The 24,546-nt window shown below is 40.4% G+C and carries 26 protein-coding genes; 11 read left to right on the forward strand and 15 right to left on the reverse strand.

Translation table 11 applies throughout. The features are described 5' to 3' along the window. Window positions 1-26 precede the first annotated feature (26 nt). The 3 genes from ftsX to ftsY are packed head-to-tail and all read right to left on the reverse strand — an operon-like array spanning window position 27 to window position 3,040. Window positions 27-1,007 carry a permease-like cell division protein FtsX gene (ftsX, locus tag ACMUMK_RS01550; protein ID WP_414699370.1) on the reverse strand — a complete coding sequence of 327 codons (981 nt, stop codon included), beginning with the start codon at window positions 1,005-1,007 and terminating at the stop codon, window positions 27-29. A 51-nt stretch (window positions 1,008-1,058) separates the two neighbouring features. Further along, window positions 1,059-1,754 carry a cell division ATP-binding protein FtsE gene (gene ftsE / locus ACMUMK_RS01555; RefSeq protein ID WP_414699371.1) on the reverse strand — a complete coding sequence of 232 codons (696 nt, stop codon included), beginning with the start codon at window positions 1,752-1,754 and terminating at the stop codon, window positions 1,059-1,061. Window positions 1,755-1,780: 26 nt separating this feature from the next. After that, the gene (gene ftsY, locus ACMUMK_RS01560) at window positions 1,781-3,040 is read right to left on the reverse strand and encodes a signal recognition particle-docking protein FtsY (RefSeq protein WP_414699372.1); all 1,260 of its coding nucleotides are present in this window, start codon (window positions 3,038-3,040) and stop codon (window positions 1,781-1,783) included. 74 nt (window positions 3,041-3,114) lie between these two features. Between ftsY and rsmD the strand changes: the two genes are divergently transcribed. Further along, window positions 3,115-3,732, forward strand: a complete 618-nt coding sequence (gene rsmD, locus ACMUMK_RS01565) for a 16S rRNA (guanine(966)-N(2))-methyltransferase RsmD (RefSeq protein WP_414699373.1) — start codon at window positions 3,115-3,117, stop codon at window positions 3,730-3,732. Between the two features lie 26 nt (window positions 3,733-3,758). Here rsmD and ACMUMK_RS01570 read toward each other — a convergent pair whose 3' ends face one another. Both ACMUMK_RS01570 and ACMUMK_RS01575 read right to left on the reverse strand, forming a co-directional pair. Further along, window positions 3,759-4,340, reverse strand: coding sequence for a YjaG family protein (locus ACMUMK_RS01570; RefSeq protein ID WP_414699374.1), 582 nt, complete (start codon window positions 4,338-4,340; stop codon window positions 3,759-3,761). A 55-nt stretch (window positions 4,341-4,395) separates the two neighbouring features. Further along, entirely contained in the window at window positions 4,396-4,986 is a 591-nt protein-coding gene (locus ACMUMK_RS01575; protein ID WP_414699375.1) for a YhgN family NAAT transporter, read from the reverse strand. Window positions 4,987-5,306: 320 nt separating this feature from the next. Here ACMUMK_RS01575 and ACMUMK_RS01580 point away from each other — a divergent pair, with 320 nt between their 5' ends. After that, window positions 5,307-5,489, forward strand: coding sequence for a helix-turn-helix domain-containing protein (locus tag ACMUMK_RS01580; RefSeq protein WP_414699376.1), 183 nt, complete (start codon window positions 5,307-5,309; stop codon window positions 5,487-5,489). A 57-nt stretch (window positions 5,490-5,546) separates the two neighbouring features. Here the strand turns inward: ACMUMK_RS01580 and pepB are convergent, their stop codons facing one another. Beyond that, a complete protein-coding gene (gene pepB / locus ACMUMK_RS01585) occupies window positions 5,547-6,830 on the reverse strand; it encodes an aminopeptidase PepB (RefSeq protein WP_414699377.1) in 1,284 nt (427 codons plus the stop codon). 109 nt (window positions 6,831-6,939) lie between these two features. On the opposite strand from pepB, the gene sfsA reads away from it, so the two are divergent. The 7 genes from sfsA (at window position 6,940) to panC (ending at window position 12,975) form a co-directional block, all read left to right on the forward strand. Next, window positions 6,940-7,650, forward strand: coding sequence for a DNA/RNA nuclease SfsA (gene sfsA / locus ACMUMK_RS01590; RefSeq protein WP_414699378.1), 711 nt, complete (start codon window positions 6,940-6,942; stop codon window positions 7,648-7,650). A 156-nt stretch (window positions 7,651-7,806) separates the two neighbouring features. Beyond that, window positions 7,807-8,256, forward strand: a complete 450-nt coding sequence (gene dksA / locus ACMUMK_RS01595; RefSeq protein ID WP_414699379.1) for an RNA polymerase-binding protein DksA — start codon at window positions 7,807-7,809, stop codon at window positions 8,254-8,256. A gap of 128 nt (window positions 8,257-8,384) precedes the next feature. Then, window positions 8,385-9,281: a tRNA glutamyl-Q(34) synthetase GluQRS gene (gene gluQRS, locus ACMUMK_RS01600; RefSeq protein ID WP_414699380.1), complete on the forward strand. Its 897-nt coding sequence runs from the start codon at window positions 8,385-8,387 to the stop codon at window positions 9,279-9,281. A gap of 140 nt (window positions 9,282-9,421) precedes the next feature. Continuing rightward, window positions 9,422-10,717: a polynucleotide adenylyltransferase PcnB gene (pcnB, locus tag ACMUMK_RS01605; RefSeq protein ID WP_414700309.1), complete on the forward strand. Its 1,296-nt coding sequence runs from the start codon at window positions 9,422-9,424 to the stop codon at window positions 10,715-10,717. After that, entirely contained in the window at window positions 10,714-11,211 is a 498-nt protein-coding gene (gene folK / locus ACMUMK_RS01610) for a 2-amino-4-hydroxy-6-hydroxymethyldihydropteridine diphosphokinase (RefSeq protein ID WP_414699381.1), read from the forward strand. Before pcnB ends, folK begins: the two co-directional genes overlap by 4 nt. A 97-nt stretch (window positions 11,212-11,308) precedes the next feature. Continuing rightward, window positions 11,309-12,103: a 3-methyl-2-oxobutanoate hydroxymethyltransferase gene (panB, locus tag ACMUMK_RS01615; RefSeq protein ID WP_414699382.1), complete on the forward strand. Its 795-nt coding sequence runs from the start codon at window positions 11,309-11,311 to the stop codon at window positions 12,101-12,103. A 23-nt stretch (window positions 12,104-12,126) separates the two neighbouring features. After that, complete coding sequence (gene panC, locus ACMUMK_RS01620; protein ID WP_414699383.1) at window positions 12,127-12,975, forward strand: pantoate--beta-alanine ligase; 849 nt, start codon at window positions 12,127-12,129, stop codon at window positions 12,973-12,975. 29 nt (window positions 12,976-13,004) lie between these two features. Here panC and panP read toward each other — a convergent pair whose 3' ends face one another. After that, the gene (gene panP / locus ACMUMK_RS01625) at window positions 13,005-14,624 is read right to left on the reverse strand and encodes a pyridoxal-dependent aspartate 1-decarboxylase PanP (protein WP_414699384.1); all 1,620 of its coding nucleotides are present in this window, start codon (window positions 14,622-14,624) and stop codon (window positions 13,005-13,007) included. A gap of 160 nt (window positions 14,625-14,784) precedes the next feature. Here panP and ACMUMK_RS01630 point away from each other — a divergent pair, with 160 nt between their 5' ends. Then, the gene (locus ACMUMK_RS01630; protein WP_414699385.1) at window positions 14,785-15,492 is read left to right on the forward strand and encodes an EAL domain-containing protein; all 708 of its coding nucleotides are present in this window, start codon (window positions 14,785-14,787) and stop codon (window positions 15,490-15,492) included. A 7-nt stretch (window positions 15,493-15,499) separates the two neighbouring features. Here ACMUMK_RS01630 and trmB read toward each other — a convergent pair whose 3' ends face one another. Genes trmB through ACMUMK_RS01645 form a run of 3 tightly spaced genes read right to left on the reverse strand, consistent with a single transcriptional unit; the run spans window position 15,500 to window position 17,907 of the window. Further along, entirely contained in the window at window positions 15,500-16,165 is a 666-nt protein-coding gene (trmB, locus tag ACMUMK_RS01635; protein WP_414699386.1) for a tRNA (guanine(46)-N(7))-methyltransferase TrmB, read from the reverse strand. Window positions 16,166-16,186: 21 nt separating this feature from the next. Further along, window positions 16,187-16,957: an ABC transporter permease gene (locus ACMUMK_RS01640; RefSeq protein WP_414699387.1), complete on the reverse strand. Its 771-nt coding sequence runs from the start codon at window positions 16,955-16,957 to the stop codon at window positions 16,187-16,189. Continuing rightward, on the reverse strand, window positions 16,954-17,907 hold the full coding sequence (locus ACMUMK_RS01645; RefSeq protein WP_414699388.1) for an ABC transporter ATP-binding protein: 954 nt from the start codon (window positions 17,905-17,907) through the stop codon (window positions 16,954-16,956). Before ACMUMK_RS01645 ends, ACMUMK_RS01640 begins: the two co-directional genes overlap by 4 nt. A 338-nt stretch (window positions 17,908-18,245) precedes the next feature. Between ACMUMK_RS01645 and ACMUMK_RS01650 the strand changes: the two genes are divergently transcribed. Further along, window positions 18,246-19,760, forward strand: a complete 1,515-nt coding sequence (locus ACMUMK_RS01650) for a DUF3360 family protein (protein WP_414699389.1) — start codon at window positions 18,246-18,248, stop codon at window positions 19,758-19,760. A 65-nt stretch (window positions 19,761-19,825) separates the two neighbouring features. On the opposite strand, the gene ACMUMK_RS01655 is transcribed toward ACMUMK_RS01650, so the two are convergent. The 5 genes from ACMUMK_RS01655 to pdsO form a co-directional block, all read right to left on the reverse strand. Next, window positions 19,826-20,179, reverse strand: a complete 354-nt coding sequence (locus tag ACMUMK_RS01655; protein WP_414699390.1) for a DUF1428 domain-containing protein — start codon at window positions 20,177-20,179, stop codon at window positions 19,826-19,828. A gap of 162 nt (window positions 20,180-20,341) precedes the next feature. Continuing rightward, on the reverse strand, window positions 20,342-20,761 hold the full coding sequence (locus ACMUMK_RS01660) for a hypothetical protein (RefSeq protein ID WP_414699391.1): 420 nt from the start codon (window positions 20,759-20,761) through the stop codon (window positions 20,342-20,344). Window positions 20,762-20,922: 161 nt separating this feature from the next. Then, complete coding sequence (locus ACMUMK_RS01665) at window positions 20,923-21,552, reverse strand: class GN sortase (protein ID WP_414699392.1); 630 nt, start codon at window positions 21,550-21,552, stop codon at window positions 20,923-20,925. Beyond that, window positions 21,513-23,678 carry a marine proteobacterial sortase target protein gene (locus ACMUMK_RS01670; protein WP_414699393.1) on the reverse strand — a complete coding sequence of 722 codons (2,166 nt, stop codon included), beginning with the start codon at window positions 23,676-23,678 and terminating at the stop codon, window positions 21,513-21,515. Before ACMUMK_RS01670 ends, ACMUMK_RS01665 begins: the two co-directional genes overlap by 40 nt. 14 nt (window positions 23,679-23,692) lie before the next feature. After that, window positions 23,693-24,412 (reverse strand): sortase-associated OmpA-like protein PdsO, encoded by a 720-nt coding sequence (gene pdsO / locus ACMUMK_RS01675; RefSeq protein ID WP_414699394.1) that lies wholly within the window; start codon window positions 24,410-24,412, stop codon window positions 23,693-23,695. Window positions 24,413-24,546: the final 134 nt, after the last annotated feature.

Here is a 24,546-nt window from a genome sequence, read left to right on the forward strand (position 1 = left end):
ACTTTAAATTAGCCTCTGCTTTGTGGCTATTTAGGTTCAATTTCTCGCACATGGCGTTTCACAGATAATAACGAACCGCTTAGCCCTAAAAAGATTGAGATTCCTATCACAGACAAGAATGTACTGAAATCAACACCCGTAATGTGGAAGTTTTTCTGATATAACTCACTCACAGCTGTAATACTGCTACTCATCCCAAAAAGTAAAACCATAACAGCTATCCAAGCAAGCAAACCACCTAACAAGCCATACCAAAACCCTGTGTACATGAAAGGGCGCTGGATAAAAGCATCAGTAGCCCCCACTAGCTTCATAACTAAAATTTCATCTTTTTTATTAAGAATATTTAATCTTATTGTATTTCCAATGATAAGTACTACTGCCAAAAAGAGTAGTATTGCTATCACAGACACCAAATTTTTTACAACATTGAGTAATGCGTGTAAGCGTTCTAACCATTCGATATCTAACTTACCAATATCAACTTCTCTCTCACTTCTTAATTTATCTAGCAGTACCCTAGCTGTCACTGGGCTTGCGTGTCTGCTGGTGGGGGTAACCAGTATTACATTGGGGAGTGGGTTTTCATCAAGATAAGAGATAGTATCCCCGAACCCCGACATATTCTTAAATTCATCTAGTGCTTGGTCTGCTGATATAAAGTTAATTGCGTCTATTTCTGGCCATAACTGAATACGTTTTAGTAACTGATCTATGTCACCTTGACTGATATTTGGTTTAAGAAACAACGAAATTTGCGACGCTTCTTCCCATCCAGAACTAATATTCTCGGCATTTTTCACCATCACATACAAGGTTGTAGGTAAGGTTATACTTAAACCTAACACCCCTATTGTCATCAGTGAGGCTGCTCTTGAGCGCCACATGGCCCCTAAACTACTTAAGGCCTGCCTAACATGGCTGATAAAGAACATTAAAATTCTTTGATAAAGTGATATTTGAGAAACTTGCGCACCTTGTACTCGGCCTTTAAACAAAATACTCATAGTGATTTTTTCTCTGCAAAAAATGTCAGTGGTGTATTTAGGAAGCTTTGTTTAGACATAGAGTTGGTCACTCTCTAGGTCATCTGTTAAGCCGTCAGTGATCATTTGCCCTTGCTTTAAGGTAAGGGTCCGATATTTCATTCGAGCAATTAAGCCAAGATCATGGGTTGCGATAAAGACAGAGACTCCAGCCTGATTAAAATCTTCAAAAAGCCTAATGATCTCCATGGATAACTTTGGATCTAAATTACCGGTAGGCTCGTCAGCCAACAATAAAGGAGGCTTATTGACCACAGCTCGTGCAATGCCTACTCTTTGCTGTTCACCGCCTGAAAGCATCATGGGTAAATTTTTAACCTTGTCTCTTAAGCCAACCATTTCAAGAGCTGCATGGACTCGTTTGGCAATTTCTTTATGTGAATAGCCCTCTATCACTAAAGGTAAGGCCACATTGTCAAAAACACTTTTATCCATTAGCAATTGATGGCTTTGAAAAATCATGCCTATATCACGGCGAATATAGGCGATTTGTTTACGCTGGATACTAGCTAAGTCGTGACCATTTATAAAAACCTTACCGACAGTTGGTCGTTCCATGATTGAAATTAGTTTTAATAAAGTACTTTTCCCTGCACCTGAATGCCCAGTAAGAAAAGCCATTTCCCCAGGCTCAATATGAAAATTTACTTTTCTTAATGCCTGTTGGCCGCCTGGGTATGTTTTACTTACTTGTTCAAACTTAATCATATTATGGGTTTATTGGTCTATTAAAGTTAATCTTCCGACTCTGTAAATAGAGCATTTACAAAGTCTTTGCTGTTAAAAGGTCTTAAATCATCAATACCTTCACCTACGCCTATATAGCGAATGGGGATATCGAATTGATCAGCTATCGCAAAAATAACCCCGCCTTTTGCCGTGCCGTCTAACTTAGTTAAACTGATCCCGCTTAGTCCTACAGCTTCATTAAAAAGTTTGGTTTGGCTAATGGCATTTTGTCCTGTACTGGCATCTAATGTCAGCATGATTTCATGGGGAGCTTCCGGTGAAATCTTTTTCATTACACGAACCACTTTTTTAAGCTCTTCCATCAGGTGATCTTTATTTTGTAGACGTCCCGCTGTATCTGCAATCAATACATCAATATTTTTGGCTTTAGCTGATTGGAAGGCATCAAAGATGACTGATGCGCTATCCGAGCCTGTTTGTTGGGCTACCACTGGGATGTTGTTTCGCTCACCCCATACTTGCAGTTGTTCTACCGCTGCTGCTCTGAAGGTATCGCCTGCCGCTAACATGACTTTCTTACCTTGTTGTTGAAATTGTTTGGCCATTTTCCCAATAGTAGTGGTTTTACCCACACCGTTTACTCCTACCATTAAGATCACAAAAGGCCCAGATGGCGCAGTTAGCGTTAGGGGAGCATCAACCCCATCTAGGATCTCGGCCATTTGTGTTTTCATAACTTGATATAGGGCATCACCGTCTTTTAGTTGTTGACGGCTTGAGCTTTCAGTCAGCTGTTTAATAATTTTGACTGTAGTGTTCATTCCCACATCAGCCATTAATAGCTGAGTTTCTAATTCCTCAAATAGCTCATCATCTATAGTTTTACCTTTGAATAAGCTAACAATTCCACTGCCAATACTTTCTTTGGTGCGAGATAAGCCTTGTTTTAAGCGACTAAAAAAGCTCTGTTTTTGCTGTTTTTCTTGAGAAGCTGTATCTGCAGTAGATTCATTTGTCTCAACAACTGACGGCTCTGCGGGTATAGTTTGTGATGTATCGGTAGCTTGCGCGGGTGCAACTGGTTCTTGCTCTGCTTCAAGCACAACCTCATCATTACCAGAGTCTGGCTCAATGGTGTCTTCTTGTTTGGGGGAAGTAGGCTCTACTGTATCAGAATGTAAATTCTCTATTTCTGTGTCTAACGGTGCTTGTGTAGAACTATCTGATTGAATTGCTTCTTCATTGTTAGCTTCTGGCTCGTTTTGCTGCTTATCTTTTTTAAGCCATTTAAAAAACTTTGACATACCGGTGAGAAATCCTTGGACTAATTGAGTACACTATTTACATCTTATTTCTAATAATAGCATTTCTACCTTTCATGAAGCGAGGCGTAAAACAATCATTCAGGCACAATGGCAAAAAAGCTGTCAAAACGACGGGCTCTGTGCGCATTATTAGTGGCCAATTCAGAGGACGTAAGCTTCCGGTTATTGACGTAACTGGCCTACGGCCGACAACAGATAGAAACAAGGAGATGTTGTTTAACTGGCTTATGCAAAGTATTGCTGGGGCTAGGTGTTTAGACGTATTTGCTGGCAGCGGAGGTTTAGGTTTTGAGGCTTTGTCTAGGTACGCAGAACATTGCACTTATATTGAGTTAGATACTAAAGCCGCTCATCAGTTAAAAAGTAATGCAGAACTGTTGTCTTTGTCAGCTGAGCAGTTTTCTATTAAGCAAGGTAATGCTCTAGATGTACTGAAGCAATTGCAGCAGCCATATGATCTTGTTTTCTTAGATCCTCCATTTAATAAAGAGCTATTGCCAAATGTAATCGATAGGATTGTTCAGCAAGGTTTATTAAAAGAGGAAGGTCTTATTTACATTGAATGTGAGCCAAGTGCGGGGACGTATAAGGTGCCATCACAATGGCAGTTATTAAAAGAAAAACAAAGTACTCAAATTCTATCTAGGTTATATAAGCAAGTGGCCCCTTAAGACCACTTGATTCATAAGTAACGAGCCTAAATTTCAAGGCCTATATTACTCATACCCTCACTGGTAGCTAAGGCTTTTAACTTTTTACAGGTTTCAGCGGATTTGGGGGAGTTACTTAAGAGTGCTAGTAACTCTTTTTGGGTTTCAATTTCCCACTGCATTAAAGGATGTTGTTTAATTTCTAATGTGGTTAATGGCTCATCAGTACTTGCTTCAATGAAGGCTTCTACTCCACCTTGAGACAGCTTACTGACAACAACAGCCCCTTGTGGATCTTCCCCTTGAATCAATAAGATAGTAGCCGACATCGACATAGCTACATCTATTGCTGGGTAGACTCCATAATTATCGAAGTCATTGGCATCTGGGACTGATTCTTCGATTTTTTCAAGCTGAGCCGAAAAGTTTATTTTTGCTTTCGGGGTGGATAACCACTCCCAGATAGTATTCAAACTATTGCGATATTGGCTTGGGTCGGCAAACTCTGTTGCCTCACAAAATAAAGTATAGTTAGGTAACATTCTTTCAAGCAAGGTGGCAGAAAATGCAACAGCGTACCAGTTTTCTAACTCTCTAACCTGTTGAAATATATTTAATTTGTTGTTCAATCTAATCTCTTTTTGTTTAATGTTAGTGGCATAGCGTTACATGCTCAAATAGCTTTTACCCTAACGAATAATAATGCCCGATCCCATCAAGTAACATTTGAATGGATATCATGATGAGTATCATACCCATTAAACGCTCTATGGCAGTCAAGCCTCGCTCACCTAATAAACGATGAAATGTTCCTGATAACATTAGAATAGTAGCAGAAACGAACCATGCAGCACCTAAAGCCAGAGACCAATCTAGCATTCTACTGCTATCTTGATTTGCTAACAGAATCAAGGCAGCCAATACCGAGGGGCCAGCAATCAAAGGTATAGCTAGCGGTACAATAAAAGGTTCTTCACCTGATGCCAAGCCCGTAATCCCTCCAGGTTGTGGAAAAATCATTTTTAAGCCAATTAGGAACAATATGATACCGCCAGCAATACTGACGCTTTCTTGTCTAACGTTTAAGAAATCAAGTACAGCCTGACCGCTAAACAAAAACGTCATCATAATCACTAAGGAGATTAAAAGCTCTCTAGCGAGAATTAATCTTCTTCTTTTAGGTTCTATTGTTTTTAAAACCGACATGAAAATTGGCAAATTGCCAAGGGGATCCATAATGAGAAATAAGGTGACTGCAGCTGACCATGTATCCATAACGTTCTAGTTTTCTCAAGGTTTTTTAAAGTGGGCTATTGTCTTCAATAAATGGCTATTGAGCAATGCTTAGACATCAAATACTAGTTGTGAATTTCTTAGCTTGAGTCTAAGTTAGTTATGTTTTTATATAACAAATATTACTTTTTAAGTGCTAAAAAAGGTTTTAACTTCAATGGCTTGATGATTTAATAGGGTAAATAAATTTATATCTATTTATGTGATTTTAAATAAAGTTGATGAAAATTTACATCCGCAGAAACTAAAGGCTGTGCTGTGAATGACTCATCGAATAAACCAAAAATTAAGAGGAATAACCAATGAGTTTGATGTCAGTTGAGCAAGTAGCAGAGTTTTTAGGGGTGCAAAGCGTCAGAGTTGAAAGGCTTGAAAGAGAAAGTTTGTTACCTTCGGCAGATAAAGACGCAAGCGGTAGTCCATTATTTGAAAAAGAGGCTGTTGAAAAATATAAAGTGTTAGCTGAGCGCTTAGGCGGGCTTTAACTGCAATACAAAATCTACCCCTAAATAAGTTGAGTTATAAAGGGGTAGGGCTAGGTGCTATTGTTCTAGAAGTGCTCTGGCTATTGTTCTTATACCTTGAGCCGTGCCACCTGCGGGTAGCATGGCAGTGCTGTTGGCGTTGTATGCAGCAGCTAAATCTATGTGTAACCAACCTTTACCATCATTACTTACAAACCTAGATAAAAATCCAGCGGCATTTGATGCACCGCCAGAACCGCCACCTTTTTGAGAGCGACTATTGGCAGTATCTGCGAAAGGAGACGGGCAAGCATCTTTATGCCAAGGCTCTAAAGGTAAGCTCCAAGAGGGCTCACATTCTTGTTCTGCGTAGGCGAGTACTTGAGTGCATAAGGCCTTATCTAATGCAAAAAATGCATTGTAGTCAGTGCCCACTGCAACTTGAGCCGCACCTGTTAAGGTAGCCGCATCAATAATGAGTGGTGATTTTGTTTCTGAAGCGGCCATTAAGCCATCTGCCAGTACTAGGCGCCCTTCAGCGTCTGTATTAACAATTTCTACAGTTGTGCCATTTTTATAGGTAATAATGTCACCTAGTTTGTAAGCATGGCCGCTAATTAAGTTCTCTGCACAGCATAGGAATAATTTTACCCGTTTGTTTAACCCTCGTAATATGGCAAGGCCTAATCCGCCGGTAACGGTCGCGGCGCCGCCCATATCGCATTTCATACTCAGCATACCTTCACTGCTTTTGATGCTGTAACCACCGCTATCAAAAGTAATGCCTTTGCCTACTAAGCTTGCTACAACCTCTGCATCTGGGTTGCCTGTTGGGTTGTAATCAAGTTCAAGTAAAACCGGTGGGCGTGTGCTGCCTCGGCCTACATGATAGATACCCATCCAGTTTTGTTCTTTTAGCTCCTCACCTGTCCACCTTTTAACACTAACTGCATCTTTTGCTAAAGATGAAATCCAGTCACTACACTTATCGGCTAAATCAGTTGGAGATAAATCTTCAGGTGTGATGTTGACAAGGTTACGAGTAAAAACCATGGCTTGGTATCGGTTGTCTAGTTCTTTAGCGTCCTTGTTGTCACACCAAGTAATAGTGTGTTGCTTTTTAATAGAGCTAAAACTTTTTGCAAACGCCCATTGCTGTTCAATATCCCATTCTCCTTTTAGCTTAACCTTTACCGCGCCTAAATTTTCAATGCTCCGTGCTGCCTTTTGAATTGTACGTAAGTCGTTTTTTGCTTCTGATAAATGAATAGTTGCACTGTCGGCTGCAATGGAAAGTATGCTACCTGGAGCATAAAAGTCAGGAGCAGCTTGGTTTGAAAGTAAAATAGATAAAATAGACATATAAATTCCAAATGGTTTAAGTTAGCTCAAATCTAGAGTCTTTGGGATGAAATAGATTAGGTATACAATACCATGCTCTATTGGTTGAGCATCTAAAAAGTAGTATTGCATGGAATTTTCGTTACCTTTGACTAAAGGAAAACTGCTAAAGCGTTATAAACGTTTTTTAGCTGATGTAGAGTTAGAAAATGGTGAGTTGGTGACTGCTCACTGTCCTAATACGGGTTCAATGACAGGGTGTGCAGAAGCAGGGTGGGAAGTATGGTTATCACCTAGTACTAATCCTAAACGTAAATTAGCTTATACATGGGAACTGGTAATAACTGATAAACAAGATTGGATAGGCATTAATACTCACAGGGCTAATGCTCTCGTGCTTGAGGCTGTTGAGAGTGGCGTTGTCGCAGAGCTGCAAGGCTATGAAGCAATCAAAGCTGAAGTTAAATACGGCGCTGAGAACAGCCGTATAGACTTTTTATTGACAGACCCTGATAAGGGCAAATGCTTTGTGGAAGTGAAATCTGTGACCTTATTAGATGGTAATAGTGGTTTTTTTCCAGACGCTAAAACCACTCGCGGTTTAAAGCACTTGCGGGAGTTACAACAAGTTGTCGCTGATGGGAACCGGGGAGTATTGTTGTTCTGTGTGCAGCACACCGGCATCGAAACAGTACAGGTTGCCGAGCATATTGATCCTGACTATGCCAAAGAGCTTAAAGTCGCTATGGAGAATGGAGTTGAAGTTTTGTGTTATGGAAGCGCCATAAACTCAGAAAAAATCTATATAAACCAAGCACTAATATTTAATGATGACCATTAAGTTGATTTATCAGCAGCTGCCCCAATATCTTTGGCTCAAAATTGTTTTCTTTTTTTATTTATTACAAACGAGCAAAAAATTGCCTGTTTAGTGGCTTTCTGGTATACATAGCCGCCTGCACAAGCAGCTAGTGCCGTCGTTTAGGAGATTTGGCAGATGCCAACAGCAAAAACAAATAAAACACTTGGATTATTAGCCTTAGCCGGTTTAGCGCCGTACGAAGAGAAAAAAGGCGAAGAGTACATGAGTGAGGCTCAATTAGAGCATTTTCGCTTGTTACTTTCAGCATGGCGTGATCAGCTTCGTCAAGAAGTAGACCGCACCGTTCATCACATGCAAGATGAAGCTGCTAACTTCCCAGACCCAGTTGACAGAGCTGCTCAAGAAGAAGAGTTTAGCTTGGAGTTACGTACTCGTGATAGAGAGCGTAAACTTATCAAGAAGATTGAAAAAACACTGAAAAGAATTGAAGACGACGACTTTGGTTTTTGCGATGCATGTGGGATTGAGATTGGCGTAAGGCGCTTAGAAGCAAGGCCTACAGCTGATATGTGTATTGATTGTAAGACCATGGCTGAGATTAAAGAAAAGCAGCTTCAAGGTTAATATCACACTATCCTAAGCAGTAAATATTACTAAAATAATTACTGCTTAGGAGCAAACATCGCTTCTTTTTGTGAAAGCGAGTGTGCTTAATATTCAATGAAAATACTTTAGTCAGCTACTCCTCAAATATGTCTCAATATGTTGGACGTTTTGCACCTTCCCCATCTGGCCCACTGCATTTTGGCTCCTTAGTTACCGCTTTAGCTAGTTACTTACAGAGTAAATCTCAGCAAGGTCGCTGGTTGCTTAGAATTGAAGATATCGATCCTCCAAGAGAAATAAAAGGAGCATCGCAAGCTATATTATCCTGCCTTGAAGCCCATCACTTACATTGGGATGACACTGTAACCTACCAAAGCACACGTACTCATCTTTATGAAGAAAAGTTACATTGGCTAATGGAGCAAGGATTTACCTACTTTTGCCAATGCACTCGCGCTCAATTATCTTCATTGCCAAACGGCTCTCTATGTCCTTGTCCTGCACTTAGCCTTGACATGACTAAATCTGCGGTAAAATTTAAACATCAAGCGCTAATATTGGAGTTTGATGATAACTTGCTTGGACTCCAAACATTTAAGAAAGAGGCATTACCTGCGCAATTCACCTTAAAAAGAAGAGATGGCTTGTATGCTTATCAGCTAGCAGTAGTGGTTGATGATATCCAGCAAGGCATAACCGAGGTGGCAAGAGGAGCTGATTTATTAGATGCAACTATATTCCAGTTAGCATTATTTAATGCGTTTCAAGCTAAGCCCCCTGTATTTGTACATTTTCCTGTGGTGGTTACACCAGAGGGGAAAAAACTCAGCAAGCAAAATCATGCCAAGGCAATTGATGTAGGCTCGGCAAGTAAGAACTTGTGTGACGCATTAGCATTTTTGGGAATGCCGGCACCAGATGCTTATCGACTTGAGACGCCTGAGAGTATAGTTACTTGGGCAACGAAGCACTGGAATTTAAGGCAGATATCTGCAAAAACTGCCCGTATTGATAATAGAATTGGCGAGCTAGACAGTATATGATTAGCGCCGAATTTTTCGTCACATTTTTCAGCCCCGTATTTATGGAGTAAAGCAATATTATTTCTCGTGTAATCGACAAAGTGAAAGGCGCATTGCGTGGCAATGCTAGTTCAGGTCCTGCCCCTCTTGTTGCCACCATTATTCCCAGAACTGAACACCCAGTTTCTAGGGATGCGATTAGTGATAACGCGTTAAAAGTACTTTATCGCCTTCATAATAGCGGTTATCAAGCGTACTTAGTTGGTGGCTGTGTTAGGGATATTTTATTAGGTAAAGAGCCTAAAGACTTTGATGTCACCACAGATGCCACGCCTGAGCAAATTAAAGATCTGTTTCGAAACTGTAGATTGATTGGGCGTCGTTTTAGGCTAGCGCACATAGTGTTTGGCCGTGAAATCATTGAAGTGGCGACCTTTAGAGGCCACCATCAAAACAAAGATGATGAATCTAAAGTAAGCAAACAAAGCGACCATGGTCAGTTACTAAGAGATAACGTGTTTGGCTCCATAGAAGAAGATGCTCAGCGTCGAGATTTCACCATTAATGCTATGTATTACAATATTGCAGACTACTCAATTAGAGACTTTGCTGGTGGAATGCAAGCCATCAAAGAGCGGAAGATAGCGCTAATTGGTGATCCAGAAACACGTTATAGAGAAGATCCTGTAAGAATGTTGAGAGCCGTTAGGTTCGCCGCTAAGCTCAACATGAAAATTAGTAAAGAGAGTGCTGCACCAATAAAGGCTATGGCTCCGTTGATGGCAAATATTCCGCCAGCCAGATTATTCGAAGAAGTTCTCAAGCTTTTATTATCGGGGCAGGGGTTAGATACCTACAAGTTATTGTCAAAATTCCATTTGTTTGAGCCTTTATTTCCACAGCTTGCTCCACTACTTGTACATCAAGACGGTAAAGAAGCTAAGTTTGTAGAGTTGGTACTTACTAATACGGATAATCGTATTAATACTGGCCAAAGAGTAACACCTGCGTTTATTTTTGCTGCTTTTATGTGGTACCCACTAGAAGAGCGATGCCAGCAGTTGATGGCTGAGGGCGGATTAAATCATTTTGATGCCTTTAATTTAGCAATGAATGATGTAATGCACCGTCAAATTCAGCGAATTATGATCCCTAAGCGTTTTAGTATTCCAGTACGTGATATCTGGCAATTACAAAATCGTTTACCAAAGCGTTATGGTCGTAGGGCGTATCAGATGCTTGAGCACCCTAAATTTAGAGCTGCCTATGATTTCTTGTTAATGCGGGGGCAGGTAGAGGGAGGCAAGTTATTAGAGCTGGCGGATTGGTGGACTGATTTTCAAGAAGCAGATGAAGGTGGCCGTAAAAATATGCTAAACCTACTCCGCGAAAAAGAAGGCGGCGCTGCTAGGCGTCCACGAAAACGCCGTAAGCCAAAGCCTAAACCTCAAGCATGATACCCGTTTATATTGGCTTAGGTAGTAATCTAGCTGAGCCATTACGCCAGTTGCAGTCTGCAGTTACTGCTTTAAAAGGCTTACCTGATTCTCGTTTACTACAGGTTTCAAGTTTTTACGGCAGCCAACCTATGGGTCCTCAGGAACAACCAGATTATGTCAATAGTGTGGCGCTAATAGAGACCATGCTTTTACCTGAAGTTTTGCTAGATCACACCCAGTCTATTGAGAATGATCAAGGTAGACAAAGGACAGGTGAACGCTGGGGGCCAAGAACTTTAGATGTAGATATTTTGCTTTATGGTCAGCAAATCATTAGTACAGAGCGCTTAGTGGTCCCCCATTATGGCATGCAGCAAAGAGAGTTTGTTTTATACCCTATGTTTGAAATTTCCCCAGACTTAGTCTTACCTGATGGCAAAGCATTGAAGGATATTGTGGCGCTTGTTCCGAAAAATGGACTTCGTAAAATACCGCTCCATAGCGAACTCTAGAAATTCATAAAAAAATCCGTATAGTGCGCATACCTAGGCGATAGCCAATGTCAAAGATCAAAAATGTGTTGATCCTATAAATATTGAGGTACCTCAAATGAAGAAAGTGACGACTTCAACCTTGCTAAAGATGAAGCAAGACAATACAAAAATTACCGCTCTTACTGCCTATGACGCCAGTTTTGCGAAATTATTTGATGAGCAAGGGGTAGACGTTCTATTAATTGGTGACTCTTTAGGAATGGTACTTAAAGGTGATGAAGATACGTTAAGCGTCACGTTGGAACATATTGCGTATCATACGCGTTCGGTACTCGCCGGCGTTGATAGAGCGTTTGTAGTAGCTGATATGCCATTTATGTCCTATTCCACACCCGAACAAAGTTATTTGAATGCGGCAGAGTTAATGCGAGCTGGCGCTAGTATGGTTAAGCTTGAAGGTGGTGAATGGCTACTGGAAACGATAAAAGGGCTTCAAGAACGAAGTGTACCCGTATGTGGGCATTTAGGTTTAACCCCTCAATCAGTGCATGTATTTGGTGGCTTTAAGGTTCAAGGCAGAAACGACCTTCAAGCAGAGCGTATTCTTGAGCAAGCTATTCAATTGGAACAAGCTGGTATTCAAATGTTGGTTTTAGAGTGTATTCCAACCGCACTTGCTGCAAAAATATCAGAGAGTTTAACCATACCTGTTATTGGTATAGGAGCTGGTGCTCAAACTGATGGTCAAATATTAGTGATGCACGATATGTTTGGGATCAGCGCCAACTATATGCCCAAGTTTTCTAAAAATTATCTAAAAGAAAGCACGGACATGCGCGAAGCCGTAAGATTATATATTCAAGAAGTACAAGATGGCAGTTTCCCATCTGACGAACACAGCTTTAATTAAAGCTAACAAGGTAAACTAGTTTTATGCAAGTTATTAGCGACATTAACGATCTTCGAGAAATAAGACGTACTTGGCAAAACGCCAGTAAAGTTATTGCCTTTGTGCCCACAATGGGGAATTTACACCAAGGCCATTTAAACTTAGTTAGAGAAGCCAAGAAGCACGCAGACATTGTGGTGGTTTCTATCTTTGTTAATCCTATGCAATTTGGTCCTGATGAAGATTTAGACGCTTACCCAAAAACCATTGAAAACGACAAGCGCTTGTTACAGGAACTGTCTGTAGATGCCTTATTTTTACCTCAAGCGAGTGATATTTATGCCAGAGGTTTAGAGCAGCAAACCTTTGTAGAGGTGCCTGGTATTTCTTACATGATATGTGGCGCAAGTCGCCCGGGGCACTTTCGAGGCGTAGCCACCATAGTGTGTAAGTTATTTAATATGGTCCAGCCTAACCTAGCATTTTTTGGTGAAAAAGACTTTCAGCAGTTACAGGTTATCAAAGCCATGGTGACAGATTTATCAATGAATTTGAAAATCTTCGGAGTCGCTACAACCCGTGAAGAAGATGGCCTAGCCATGAGCTCTAGAAATCAGTATTTAAAGGAAGAAGAGCGTAAGTTAGCGCCTACTTTGTATACAAAAATGCAAGGGCTAGTTAAGGAAATTTCTGAGGGTAGGAGAGACTTCAATAAGTTAACTAATGAATATAAGCAAGAGTTAGCAGCTTTGGGGTTTAATCCCGATTATATTGAAATTCGTAATAGAGATACCTTACTACAACCGGGGCATGAAGATACCGAACTGGTGTTATTAGTAGCGGCGTTTTTAGGTAAAACTAGATTGATTGATAATTTACAGATTACACTTTAAGATAAAAATTAAATCCAAAAAGCGAGCTACTAGCTCGCTTTTTTGTGTTTATAACACAGCTTTTTCCAAGCCTTAGTGGCACTCGCAATAGCCAGTTGTTCATCCAAAATATTTTGTAAATCAGTCTCTGTTGTCAAAGGGTTAGCTAAAACTACCCTAAAAACAGTAATGGCTTGGTCTGGGTATTTTTCTGTTTGCAAACGAGTACGAGAGACAAAAGACTTGCCAGCTTCCCTTTGTTGCTTTTGCACTGCCACAGTTAATTTATCTAACTCCATGTTAAGCGCATGGTTAATTTGTGGCTGAGCTTTGGTTCTTTGCTGCACTTCTTCAGGGTTGACCCTATAGGTGAGTAATGACAAGGTGGGTGAAGTTACCAACTCAAAATCGGGATGAGACTGGATCATTCTTGCGAAGGTTTTAGTTTTCTCAATACTTTGATTGATTAAGAGCTCGTAGCCTTGTCGCCCAAATATATGTAAAGAGGCATAAACCATCATGGCCATACCATTGCGGGAGCCCTCAATTGTGGTTGCTCCTAAATCTTTTGAGCCTGCCCTTAAAATATATTGGGCATGGTGACGTACGGTATTGCTATCGTTGGGATCTTTAAACAAAACCATACCTGCTCCCATAGGAACATACATTTGTTTATGGGCATCTAAAGTCACAGAGTCGGCCCTTGCAATCCCTTTTAGCAGTTGACCATGCTCATTTGAAAACAGTGTGGCACCACCCCAAGCCGCATCAACATGAAAATGACAGCCTAATTCTTTAGCCACGTCAGCAAGTTCATCTAGTGGATCAATATGTCCAGTTTCAGTGGTGCCGGCTATTCCTACAATTGCTAAAACCTTATTACCTTCTTTTTGATACTGCAGACCCACTTCTAACGCCTTTTCAGGGGATAGGCGCTGTGAAGGGGAGTCGATAGTAAGCATTTGCTGTCGCCCTAACGCAAGTATATCAACGGCTTTAGATAGGGAGTAGTGACCCCTTTTAGAAGAGATAATCCCCATTTTCTTATAACCATAATGCACCATTCCAGCAGCTAGGCCTTCTTGAGCAACGCCTTTAAACTGTGTGGTAGCGGGTAAAGCTTTGTTTCGAGCAACCCACAAGGCTGTGATATTGGCTAAGGTACCACCAGAACAAAATGCACCTAGTGCGTGGTTCGCACTATGTAAGTAGGTGTTGTAAAAGTCATCTGATTGCTTGTAAACCAATTCATGCATCATGCCTAGGACTTGACGTTCTAGTGGGGTGAAGGCTTTTGAGGTTTCAATTTTTACCAAATTTTGGTTTAAGCCCACTAAAAGCTTAGCTAAGGGCAAGTGAAAATAAGGCAGGGCCGAAGTCATATGGCCGATGAAAGTAGGTGAATATGTATTTACAGAATTAGCGACCAGCTTATTTAGCAAGTCTTCCGCATGCTTTGACACAAACTCTGGGTTCTCTGGAACAGCACTTTTAGAAAAATGCTTTTCGATTTCTTCAAGAGATTTTACTTTAGTAACAACATGTTGAGATAAAAAATCTGCTAAGTTGTCTGAAAGATGTTGTTCAATTTGTGCAAGCTTAGAATCTTTGCCTTCAGGCATGGTAAATACCTTAAACAAATGATCTAGACTAACCTCAGCTCCTTTCACGCTGCTACCTTATATGAAAACGGATAAGCCGCGAACTTTACATTAATTCTGCTAATAGACCAATAGGCAGATTTCATGAGTATTAATAAGCCTGCTATTTTATGTTTGTTAACTTATTGTTATATTAATGAAAATCTTTAATCAGGAGAGAATGGTTACTATGCAAATCACGGAAGTTACAGATAGTTTTAATCTAGACAGCGTAGTCCCTTTTTTTCAACCCATAATGGACTTAGAAAACGAAACTGTTTGGAGTTATGAGTGTTTAGCAAGGTTAGTTAACTTGCATGAAAACACCTATCTGCCTAGTCAGTTTTTGTTTTTGGTTGAAAGGCAGCATTCTGTTGCCCAATTAACTGAAACTATTTTCAATCGTAGCGCGAACTATTTTAGAGACATTAATATGGCATGGAATATTAATGTTAGCTTATCAGATATGACGGACAGCGTGATTCAACAGTTTTTTTGTTCGCAACTACAAGACTATCCCAACCCAAATCGTATCTCTATTGAAATTACAGCCCATAATGCATTAACCGAAACGCAAAGTTTTTGGAGTTTCTCAAAAATGTGTGCAAGTTTTGGCGTAAAAATCATTATTGATCATTTTGATCTAACCCCAGAGAGCTTAGAGAAGGTGATTGAGCTACCTGTATCTGCTATTAAAGTGCCTAGTAAATTGTTTGAGTGTGACGAAAAAGAGCACCTGGAGCTAGTTCAGCAACTAATAATGTCATCAAAAATAAATAACATCATTCTTATAGCCGAGCACATCGAGCAAGAAGCCACACTTACCAAAGTAAAAAACTTAGGGCTGAAGTACGCCCAAGGCTTTTATTTTAGTCAACCTAAAGCAAGCACCCAATAAGCTGTATTTAGGCCTTGGAGAGCGTAGCGGTGACTTTCCAACTATCTTGTCCACTTTCCCAGTATTTACGTTCAAAAGGGGTCATAGGGGTATTACCTTGGACTTGGGTGACTGTGCTTTGAATATTGGCAATGTTAAGTGCTGCCGCGAACTCTTCTATATATAGCTTCCAGTTACTTCTAACTTCAAAGTCCCCCCCAAGTTTTACTATGTCGGCAAAGGTAGATGATGCATACCATCTGCGCTGTAAATGAGCAGATTTAGGGTAGGGATTTGGGTATAACAGATAGTGTTTGTGTAAGCGCTTTCCTTCAAGAACAAGTAATCTTAAAAAGTCCTGTAAATCCGCTCTAATGATTAGATAATTGTTAGTTTGAGCTGAATATACATGATGCTTTTCTGTTCTCATGGCGGATTTGTCTACGCCAATAACTTTTGCATTGGGATGGGCTAAAGCAATATTAGCGGTGCTTTCACCTACTCCGCAGCAAGAGTCTAAAATAAGATCACCCTGCCAATCCCCTAACCATTCCATAGCGGCTTGATAGGCTTCTTTGGTATGTTCTGATAAAGGTTTTTGGCTCTCGGAGTTAAGGTGGCGTAACACCACCTTTTCTAAGTTTTGATGGATTCCAACTTGGTTGGTCGTAATGGAGCGTGCAAGGTTTTTCATTATCAATTTATCCAAGCTAAATTAGCTACGGATCCCTACGCCACGCTTAATTAACTGATACGCAACACCTAAAAGAACAATATTGAATACCACTAAAATTCCTAAAGAGGTGTAATGGCTCATATCAGAAACACCTAAAAAGCCATATCTAAAACCATTAACCATATAGACGATTGGATTAATCTTGCTGATCCACTGCCAGAACTCTGGTAGTAAAGAAAGAGAATAGAATACACCACCTAGATAAGTTAAAGGGGTTAATACAAAGGTAGGTATTATGCTGACATCATCAAAGGTTTTGGCATAGATGCCGTTGATAAGCCCAGCAGTTGAAAACAGTACGGCAGTTAAAAATAGAGTGACTATTATGAGTGCTAGATTATGAATTTGCACATCAACAAAAATAAGAGATACAAGTGTGACTATCACCCCTACTAATACCCCCCTTGCAACTCCGCCACCAACAAAGCCCGCGATAATAATCCAGTCTGAAACAGGTGCAACTAATAGCTCTTCTACGTTTCTTTGGTACTTGGCACTGTAAAATGATGAGGACACGTTCGCATAGGCATTAGTGATGACCGACATCATAATAAGACCGGGGACGATAAACTCCATATAGCTAAAACCACCCATATCACCTATTCGGCTGCCGATTAGGTTACCAAATATCACAAAATACAAAGACATAGTGATTGCTGGAGGAAGCAATGTTTGGATCCATATTCTCAAAAAGCGAGTACATTCTTTGATCCAAATTGTTCTAAGGGCCACCATACTTAAAGAATTCATGAGTTAGCTCCTTTTTTGGCATCAGCATCTTGTTGTGCAGCACGGCCTGATTCAACCATTCGTACAAACAGCTCTTCTAAACGATTGGATTTATTGCGCATACTTAACACTTCAATACCTTGATGGGTGAGTTGCTCAAATACATTATTTAAGCTGGTTTCTTTTGGCACATCGACTTCTAAGGTTCGATCTGCGGTTAAGCGACTTTCAAAGCCATTAATCTCTAGAGAATCAACATTCTTAGATAAATCTAAAACAAATGTTTCAACATTTAAGGTGGCTAACAAAGCCTTCATGCTGGTGTTTTGGACTATCTTGCCTTTATCGATAATAGCAATGTTACGGCATAGCATTTCGGCTTCTTCAAGGTAATGGGTAGTGAGAATAATTGTCACACCTTGTTCGTTGATTTCTTTAAGAAATGACCACATAGAGCGTCTTATTTCTATGTCTACGCCTGCTGTTGGTTCATCCAGAATAAGCATTCTTGGTTCGTGCATTAGGGCTCTGGCTATCATTAGACGTCTTTTCATGCCGCCCGATAACTGCCTAGAAGGAGAGTTTCGCTTGTCCCATAAGTCGAGCTGTTTAAGATATTTTTCAGCCCTTGGTTTTGCTATATGTCTAGGAACGCCGTAATAGCCCGCTTGATTTAGAACTATCTGTAAAAGCGTTTCAAATTGGTTGAAATTAAACTCTTGGGGCACAAGGCCAATACAAGATTTAGCTTGTACGGGTTGCTTAGATAAAGAATATTCAAATACATCAACTTCTCCATCTGTTTTGTTAACCAAAGAACTAATTACACCTATTGTGGTGGATTTTCCTGCGCCATTTGGACCTAATAATGCAAAAAAGTCCCCTTGTTTTACTTCAAGGTCGATGCCTTGTAAGGCTTTAGTGCCGCCTTTATAGGTTTTGGTCAAACCTTTAATGTTAAGTGCGTTCATATAAACTGCCAGCTAATGTGTTAAATCGAAATTGTAAAGTGAACTCTAGCGGCTAAAACTTGCTAAAAGAACGTTATTTGAAGTGAGAGCTTGATTTACTCAGCGCTAATAATATTGCGTCTGTTTATGCCATTTCAAGTTAAGATTTCTCCTATCTAAGTGCAAACCCTAGTTCGTCCAATAGTTAGCTTGATTTGTTACTCAAGTAATAATCTCCGTCTCACTTGTCTATTCTACCGTATACGACCTATTGCTTATATGCTGTTTATCGATAATTACCTACCCTGCGCCCCTTACAGTCATATAGCTTCCGCTAAAAACAATATTTAAAGGTTCCCATGAAGAACATAAGTCGAAATGAAGCTGGCACTGAACCATCAGATGTTAAGGGGGCTCAGGGATACAGAAGCTACCAAGAGCTTCATAAGCCTAGCTCTGAATTTAACAGTAGAGATGAATACCTAGAGCATGAATTACAGATTATGGAGCCAAGACGCTGGCGCCCCAATTTGCCTTTTAAAGATTACAGGTTTGAACTTGAAGATACTATTCCTGCCATGGCTGCCACTATTGGTAAAGTAGTTATGGTAGCGGCCATTGCTTCCACATTTGCAAGCGCTTTAGGTTTAGGGGATGGGTTTGTACTAGAAAACGTACGCTATGAATTGCTGATTGTTTCTGTCTTTATCATTTTATTTTCAGGCTTCATCTTGCCCACTGCTAATTTAGCAGGTACCCACGGGCCATTAATACCTTTGATTCCCATAGTGGTGGCTGCGGGTGGGCACCCCATGGCGTTTGGCTTATTGATTGGTGCTTTTGGACTTATTTTGGCTTTTAGTAAAGGCGGTAGTTTGCTTGCTAGGCTCACCAGTAAAGGAGTCTGTGGAGGCTTACTACTTTACTTAGGGTTTATTGGGACAATTTCTCAAGTCAAAAAACTCTTTGTTTGGGCCGATGGTATAGATAAAACCCATATCGCGTTTATTGTGATCCTTGCCACTATATTGTTGTATGCATTTTTAGAGCACTTTAAAAAGCGATGGTTAGCTGTGCCACTAAGTTGCTTGATTGGCGGCGGTACTGCATTTCTGCTAGGCGCCCCCTTTACTTTCAAAACAGCTCCTGGCTTGCCTAACATGAATCCTATGTATTGGTGGGGTGAAAGTAGCGGCTGGATGTTAGGTTTACCAACTTTAGAGAGCTTTATTGTCGTGCTTCCCTTTGCAATTTTAGCGGTTGCAATGTGGTCCCCTGATTTTTTAGGGCATCAGGTGTTTCAAAAAATAAGCTATCCCAAACGTACTGAAAAGGTCCAAATGAATATAGACGACACTATGCTCAGCGCTTCAATTAGACAAACCTTTGGCTCTATTTTTGGCGGCGCTAATTTCACCTCTTCTTGGGGAACTTACATAGTTCCAGCGGCGATAGCTAAACGGCCCATACCGGCGGGCGCTATTTTGACTGCGTTATTTTGTATCATAGCTGGCATATGGGGTTACCCAATGGATTTAGCTGTGTGGCAACCTGTGTTATGCGTTGCGCTGATTGTTGGGGTGTTTATTCCGCTTCTTGAAGCGGGAATGGAAATGACTCGAGAAGGCAAAACCACCCAATCTGCAGCTATTGTGGTGTTTGCGTCGACATTGGTAAATCCGGCTTTTGGCTGGTCGTTAACTATGTTGTTAGACAATTTAGGGCTTATTGGTTGTAAAGATAGAAGTGCAGAACTAAGTCATATGAGTCGTTGGATTATACCACTGGTGATGTTTGTCATATTAACTACAGTCATGGCTATGGTGGGTATGTTACCTGGAATCCCTGCATTACTATCTGACTTTAGGCATTAATACAGTAGTGGCAGAGCTTTCTAATGGCAACCTCTGCCTTGATATTGCTAATTTTATGAAAATACTTATACGTCAAGAATTGTGTTAAAGCCGCCATAAATAAGCCTTTTGCCATCAAAGGGCATTGGATTTTCATCTGGGTGCATTCTTGGGTCGTCCATTACTTTTTGCCAAGCAGTGTCTCGTACCTCTTTTGATGGCCAGGTTATCCAAGAAAAAACCACAGCTTCATCGGCTTGTTTTTTGACTGCTAAGGGAAAAGATGTCATTTCACCTTCGGGTACATCATCTGCCCAATTTTCAACTATGTTAAGAGCACCATGCTCTTTAAATATAATGGCTGCTAATTTGGCGTGATTAATATATTGATCTTTATTTTCGGTGGGCACGGCTGCTACAAATCCATCTACATATGACATCTAGGTCACCTTTAATATTTAGGTCTGAAAGGGTAGGTTTGTGTAATTTAATGTTAGCTTGTATTTTTGAAATACTTAAATAGAAATATTAGCAACAAAAAGAAAGCCGCTCTTTTTGTTGCTAATAACAGACGCTTCTATATTTTCATTAAGAAAATATGATTAACAATCTGATGTGTCTTTATCCATTTTTTCATTTGCTGCAATGCAGGCTTCTTTTAGTTTTTCAGCAGCGTCAGCTTTCAATTCAGATGCTTTTTCTTTAGTCGCATCCATCACCTCTGTGGTTTTTTCAGCAGTTGCATCGTAAGCATCACTCGCTTTTTCTTTTACTTCGTCATAGGTTTCAGATGCACTTTGCTTTGCATCTTCTGCCATATCTGCTGCGTCATCAGCTAGTTCTGACGTTTCTTCTTTAGTTTTTTCATATAAAGTGACAGATTTTTCTTTGGCTTTTTCCATGATGCTAGTGGCATCTTCTTTTGCTGCCTCAGTTGATTCTTTTTGGCTTTCAGTACATGCGCTCATTCCGATGCTTAGTGCAGCTAATGCCATGGCAAGTGAAGTTTTAGATATATTCATTAATGTAATCCCTATTTTAGTTGCTAGTTAAATTTAACGCTAATAGAGCCTATAGCGTTTTTCATTCCACTTTTTCAACCTTTTGATTTTGTTGATGTTTATAGTTTTTGAAACCTTTCTTTTTACTTTTATATGGAAAAAATGTCTGTTATTGAGCACACCTAGACAGCCACAGCCCTAACAATATACCTATGAGTAGGGTTGGGCAACACGCTATCAAAGGGATAGCATGTTATTAAGGTTAAGCTTGGTTCATCTAAGTTTATGCCGTTAATGCTTTCATGGTTTTCCATATACTCTAGCTGTGACTCATGGGCTATTCGTAATTGTGTGACTTTAAAATTATGGGTTTTATCGCCAGTGCTAACACTAATAATGTCACCGGTTTGTAAGTCTTTTAAGCGATTAAACTGTGTATCTCTGTGCCCTACAATCACACTGTTGCCCTGTTCTCCTGGTTTTGGCGTGGCGCTTACATGGCTTGGAGCAAAAGCGAGGTTGCGTCCACTTGCTCCTGCTAAAATAAACCAGTTTTTATTCTCTATACTTAGCTTTGCTATGGGGTAGGTGTCTGCCCACGGCCAAGGCTTATATTTTTGCTCAGACGTTAGGTTTTTATGCCAGGCTCTAGCAATCAGCTGCTGAGCTAGTTCAGCCTTAGCAAAAATATAAAGTCCGCTAGAAAACTGATAAGCACCTAATGTTAATAACAGTGCTACCCATTTATGCTTATAGATAAACGAGACAAGCCTTAGTAATGGATGTTTCTTTTTGTAAGTAAGTGCATACATATTGCTAACCCTAATATAAATAAGCCTAAAATTAACTTGAGCTCAGCTGCAGTTGCTGTTTGAGGTAGGCTGCCAACAAGTTTAGCCCTATGCTCTTTAGTACCTTTTGCCAATAAATCAGCGGCCTTTTGCGAGTCAGGTTTGTCTGTAATCGGCTTGGTTGGTGTCACATCAATAGCAATTAAGCTGGTATATTGACTTACCACATGATGTGTCAGCGCGGTTGCTGTTATTTGTGCTTGGTACTCTTTTTGTAGAGCGTCTGAGTTATGCTCTGTCATTTGTGCTCTGCGTTTGTCCTGAGTGAGTTGTCTGATTTTATTTCTCGCCCAAAGTACATCTAAGCCTGATTGCCTAGATGGTGTTGTGTGAGGTAAAACCTGCACCCAATCTTGTCCTTGGTATTTAGCGGTTAACGTCATGGTATCGAGCGCCTCTTCAACCTCAGGTGCTTGCTGGGTTAGCTTGTAGCTAAGAATGAGAGGCTCGTTAAAGTAAAGGTCTGGTATTGTCTTGGGATACATCTCTAATTGAGGTTTAGAGTCTTTACTTGTACCTGTAAGTAGTAGCTCAATATCGGTAAGGGTAGGGTGTTGAATTTTACTCAATAGCTGTTGCATCTTTAATTGTACTTGTTGCGTGGAGCCAATGTAGGTGAAAGTCCCCCTGCCTAATTGAGCCGCTTCTGTCATAAAATAGGTATTTGGAGCACTGCCAATACCAACAGTAAATAAACGAGAATTATTAATCTTGTTTTCGATTAAGCTCATTAACGATGCTTCGTTGCTAACACTGCCATCTGTGATGAATATGATTTGGCTCATATCGGCGCTACTTTTTGAGTGGGTACTTTGAGCAAACGCTAGGTCAAGAGCACTGTGCATTTCGGTGCCACCATTTGCTGCTAAGTCACTGACAAAATCAGTCGCTTGTTGTTTTCTTACTGCGTTTGCCTTTTGAGGAGTTCTCCATAAATTTTGAGATCGGCTGTTAAACTCAATAATGTTAAAGGTATCTTTAGCGCTAAGCTGTTGTATTGCCAATAGCAGTGCTTGCTTTGCTTGAATAATAGACTCTCCTTCCATCGAGCCTGAGGTATCCAATACAAATATAACTTCTCTAGGTAAGTTTAATATGGTGTCTTTACTATTAGGCCCATTAACCATAATTAGCCCATATTCACTGCCGTTAATATGTTGCGTAAGGTGGGCTACTTGGGGATTTGCTCCAAGCTCGGGCCGCCATGTTAAAACAAAATCTTGGTTTGCATGATGACCACTTTGAAGGTTTATCTTGTAACTACCATCGGCTAAGCGCTGCTGGGTAATTGGATGAAACTCACTATTAATATGCTCAAGATCAAAGCCTGCCTGTAAATGTACAGCCAATTGAATATTAGGATCGCCTTTTACATCACCTTGGGGTAACTCAGGGGGGGCTTGGGTATTTGTGTCTCGTGGTGAGTATCTTGGGGCAACAGTCATCGGGAAGCGTAAGCTATATTCTTGTGCCTGCAAATTTAAGGTTTGCTGATATTCAATGCTGATAACTATGGTTTCATTGGGGCCTATGTTGGCAATTTTATTGCTAAAAACATTAGGACGGTGTTGTGCCACCAAGCTGACTTTTTTACCGGCTGATTTAGCTTTATTAAATAGTTGCTTGGCCTGTGATTTTTCTTTAATTTGCCCCTCAATTTTGCGCTCTCCAATGGTCATTATTAAATGATCAACTGCTGCGTTTTCAGGTAATGGAAATACATACATGCCATCAGCCCAATTATTGCTGGCATTTTTAAAGGTTTGGGTAAGTTTAGTACGGGCAACTATGCCATTAACCTTTATATCTACCTTGGTATTAAGTAGAGGGCTAATAAGGGGGCTAGAGTCTACTGGAGTAGCAGTATTTTCTTCTGTGGATGTTAAGTATAAAGTGCCATTTTTTGCATCGTAATCAGAGGGGATAACTTGATTTGATACGACAGCAATTTTGAGTGGTTGTTGGCTGGTGTCTTGATTGTTGCTAGGTAAACTTGGCTCGCTGGTAAAGGCGGGCACTGCTTGCTGCAGTGCCCCAATCGCGATAACCACCAAACTAACAAGGGCAAGTTTAGGAAGTGATAGCATTTTTATGTCCTAGGCTATTGATTTGCAACTGTCATGTCGGTTTGATTGTTTGATATTTTTAGCATGACTCGACGGTCGAAAAAGTCTCCCTCATAGTTACTTTCTGCGTTGACTACTAAGGACTCCCCAAAAGCATTAGTAATTACTTGCTCTTTACTTACACCTTTATTTTCTAGGTAGTTCTTGACTGTGATTGTGCGCTGTTCTGACAGTGCTTGGTTTAAGGTGCTGTCGCCTCTTTGATCTGCAAAACCAGATAGACTGATTTTCAATTTAGGGTTTTTCAATAATGTATTAGCGATAAGGTCTAATTGAGATTGATAGTGTTGCTCGAGTGCGTATGAGCCAGTTTTGAATTGAATGTTGCTTTCTATTTCTGGTAAACGCTGTTCTAAGGCGTAATCCATAGCGGCAATTTGAATATTGGCTCGCTCTTTGGCTTGTTCGAAATTTTTCTCCATGGTTAGTAGTTGTTGTTCTTTTTCCGAAATCACTTGTTGTGCCTGAGTTAAGCGATTCTCTGTGTTAACGTCATCGGCTATCATGCCACCAAATATTGCAGCGACGACGCCACCTAATGGCCCAGCAATGGCTGTGCCTATAACAACCCCCGAACCTATGCCAATAAGCTCATTTGTTTTTTCTTGTTTTGTAGATGCCTCTGCAAGAGCACTTACGGATAATAAGCATGTAAAGGCGGCGATTTTGGTAAGGTTAGTTTTGATTGCTTGCATTGTTCTCTCCAAGAGTGTTGTTTAATTCCTCTCTAGTAAACAAAGCTTGTGTGGCTAATTCAGGGAGACAAAATGGCAAAGTAGGGGACAATTGTGGCGAAAAAATGGAAATTAGCTTAGCTAGGGTTTTAAGG

Source organism: Paraglaciecola sp. 2405UD69-4 (genome assembly GCF_047525415.1).
Lineage (GTDB): Bacteria > Pseudomonadota > Gammaproteobacteria > Enterobacterales > Alteromonadaceae > Paraglaciecola.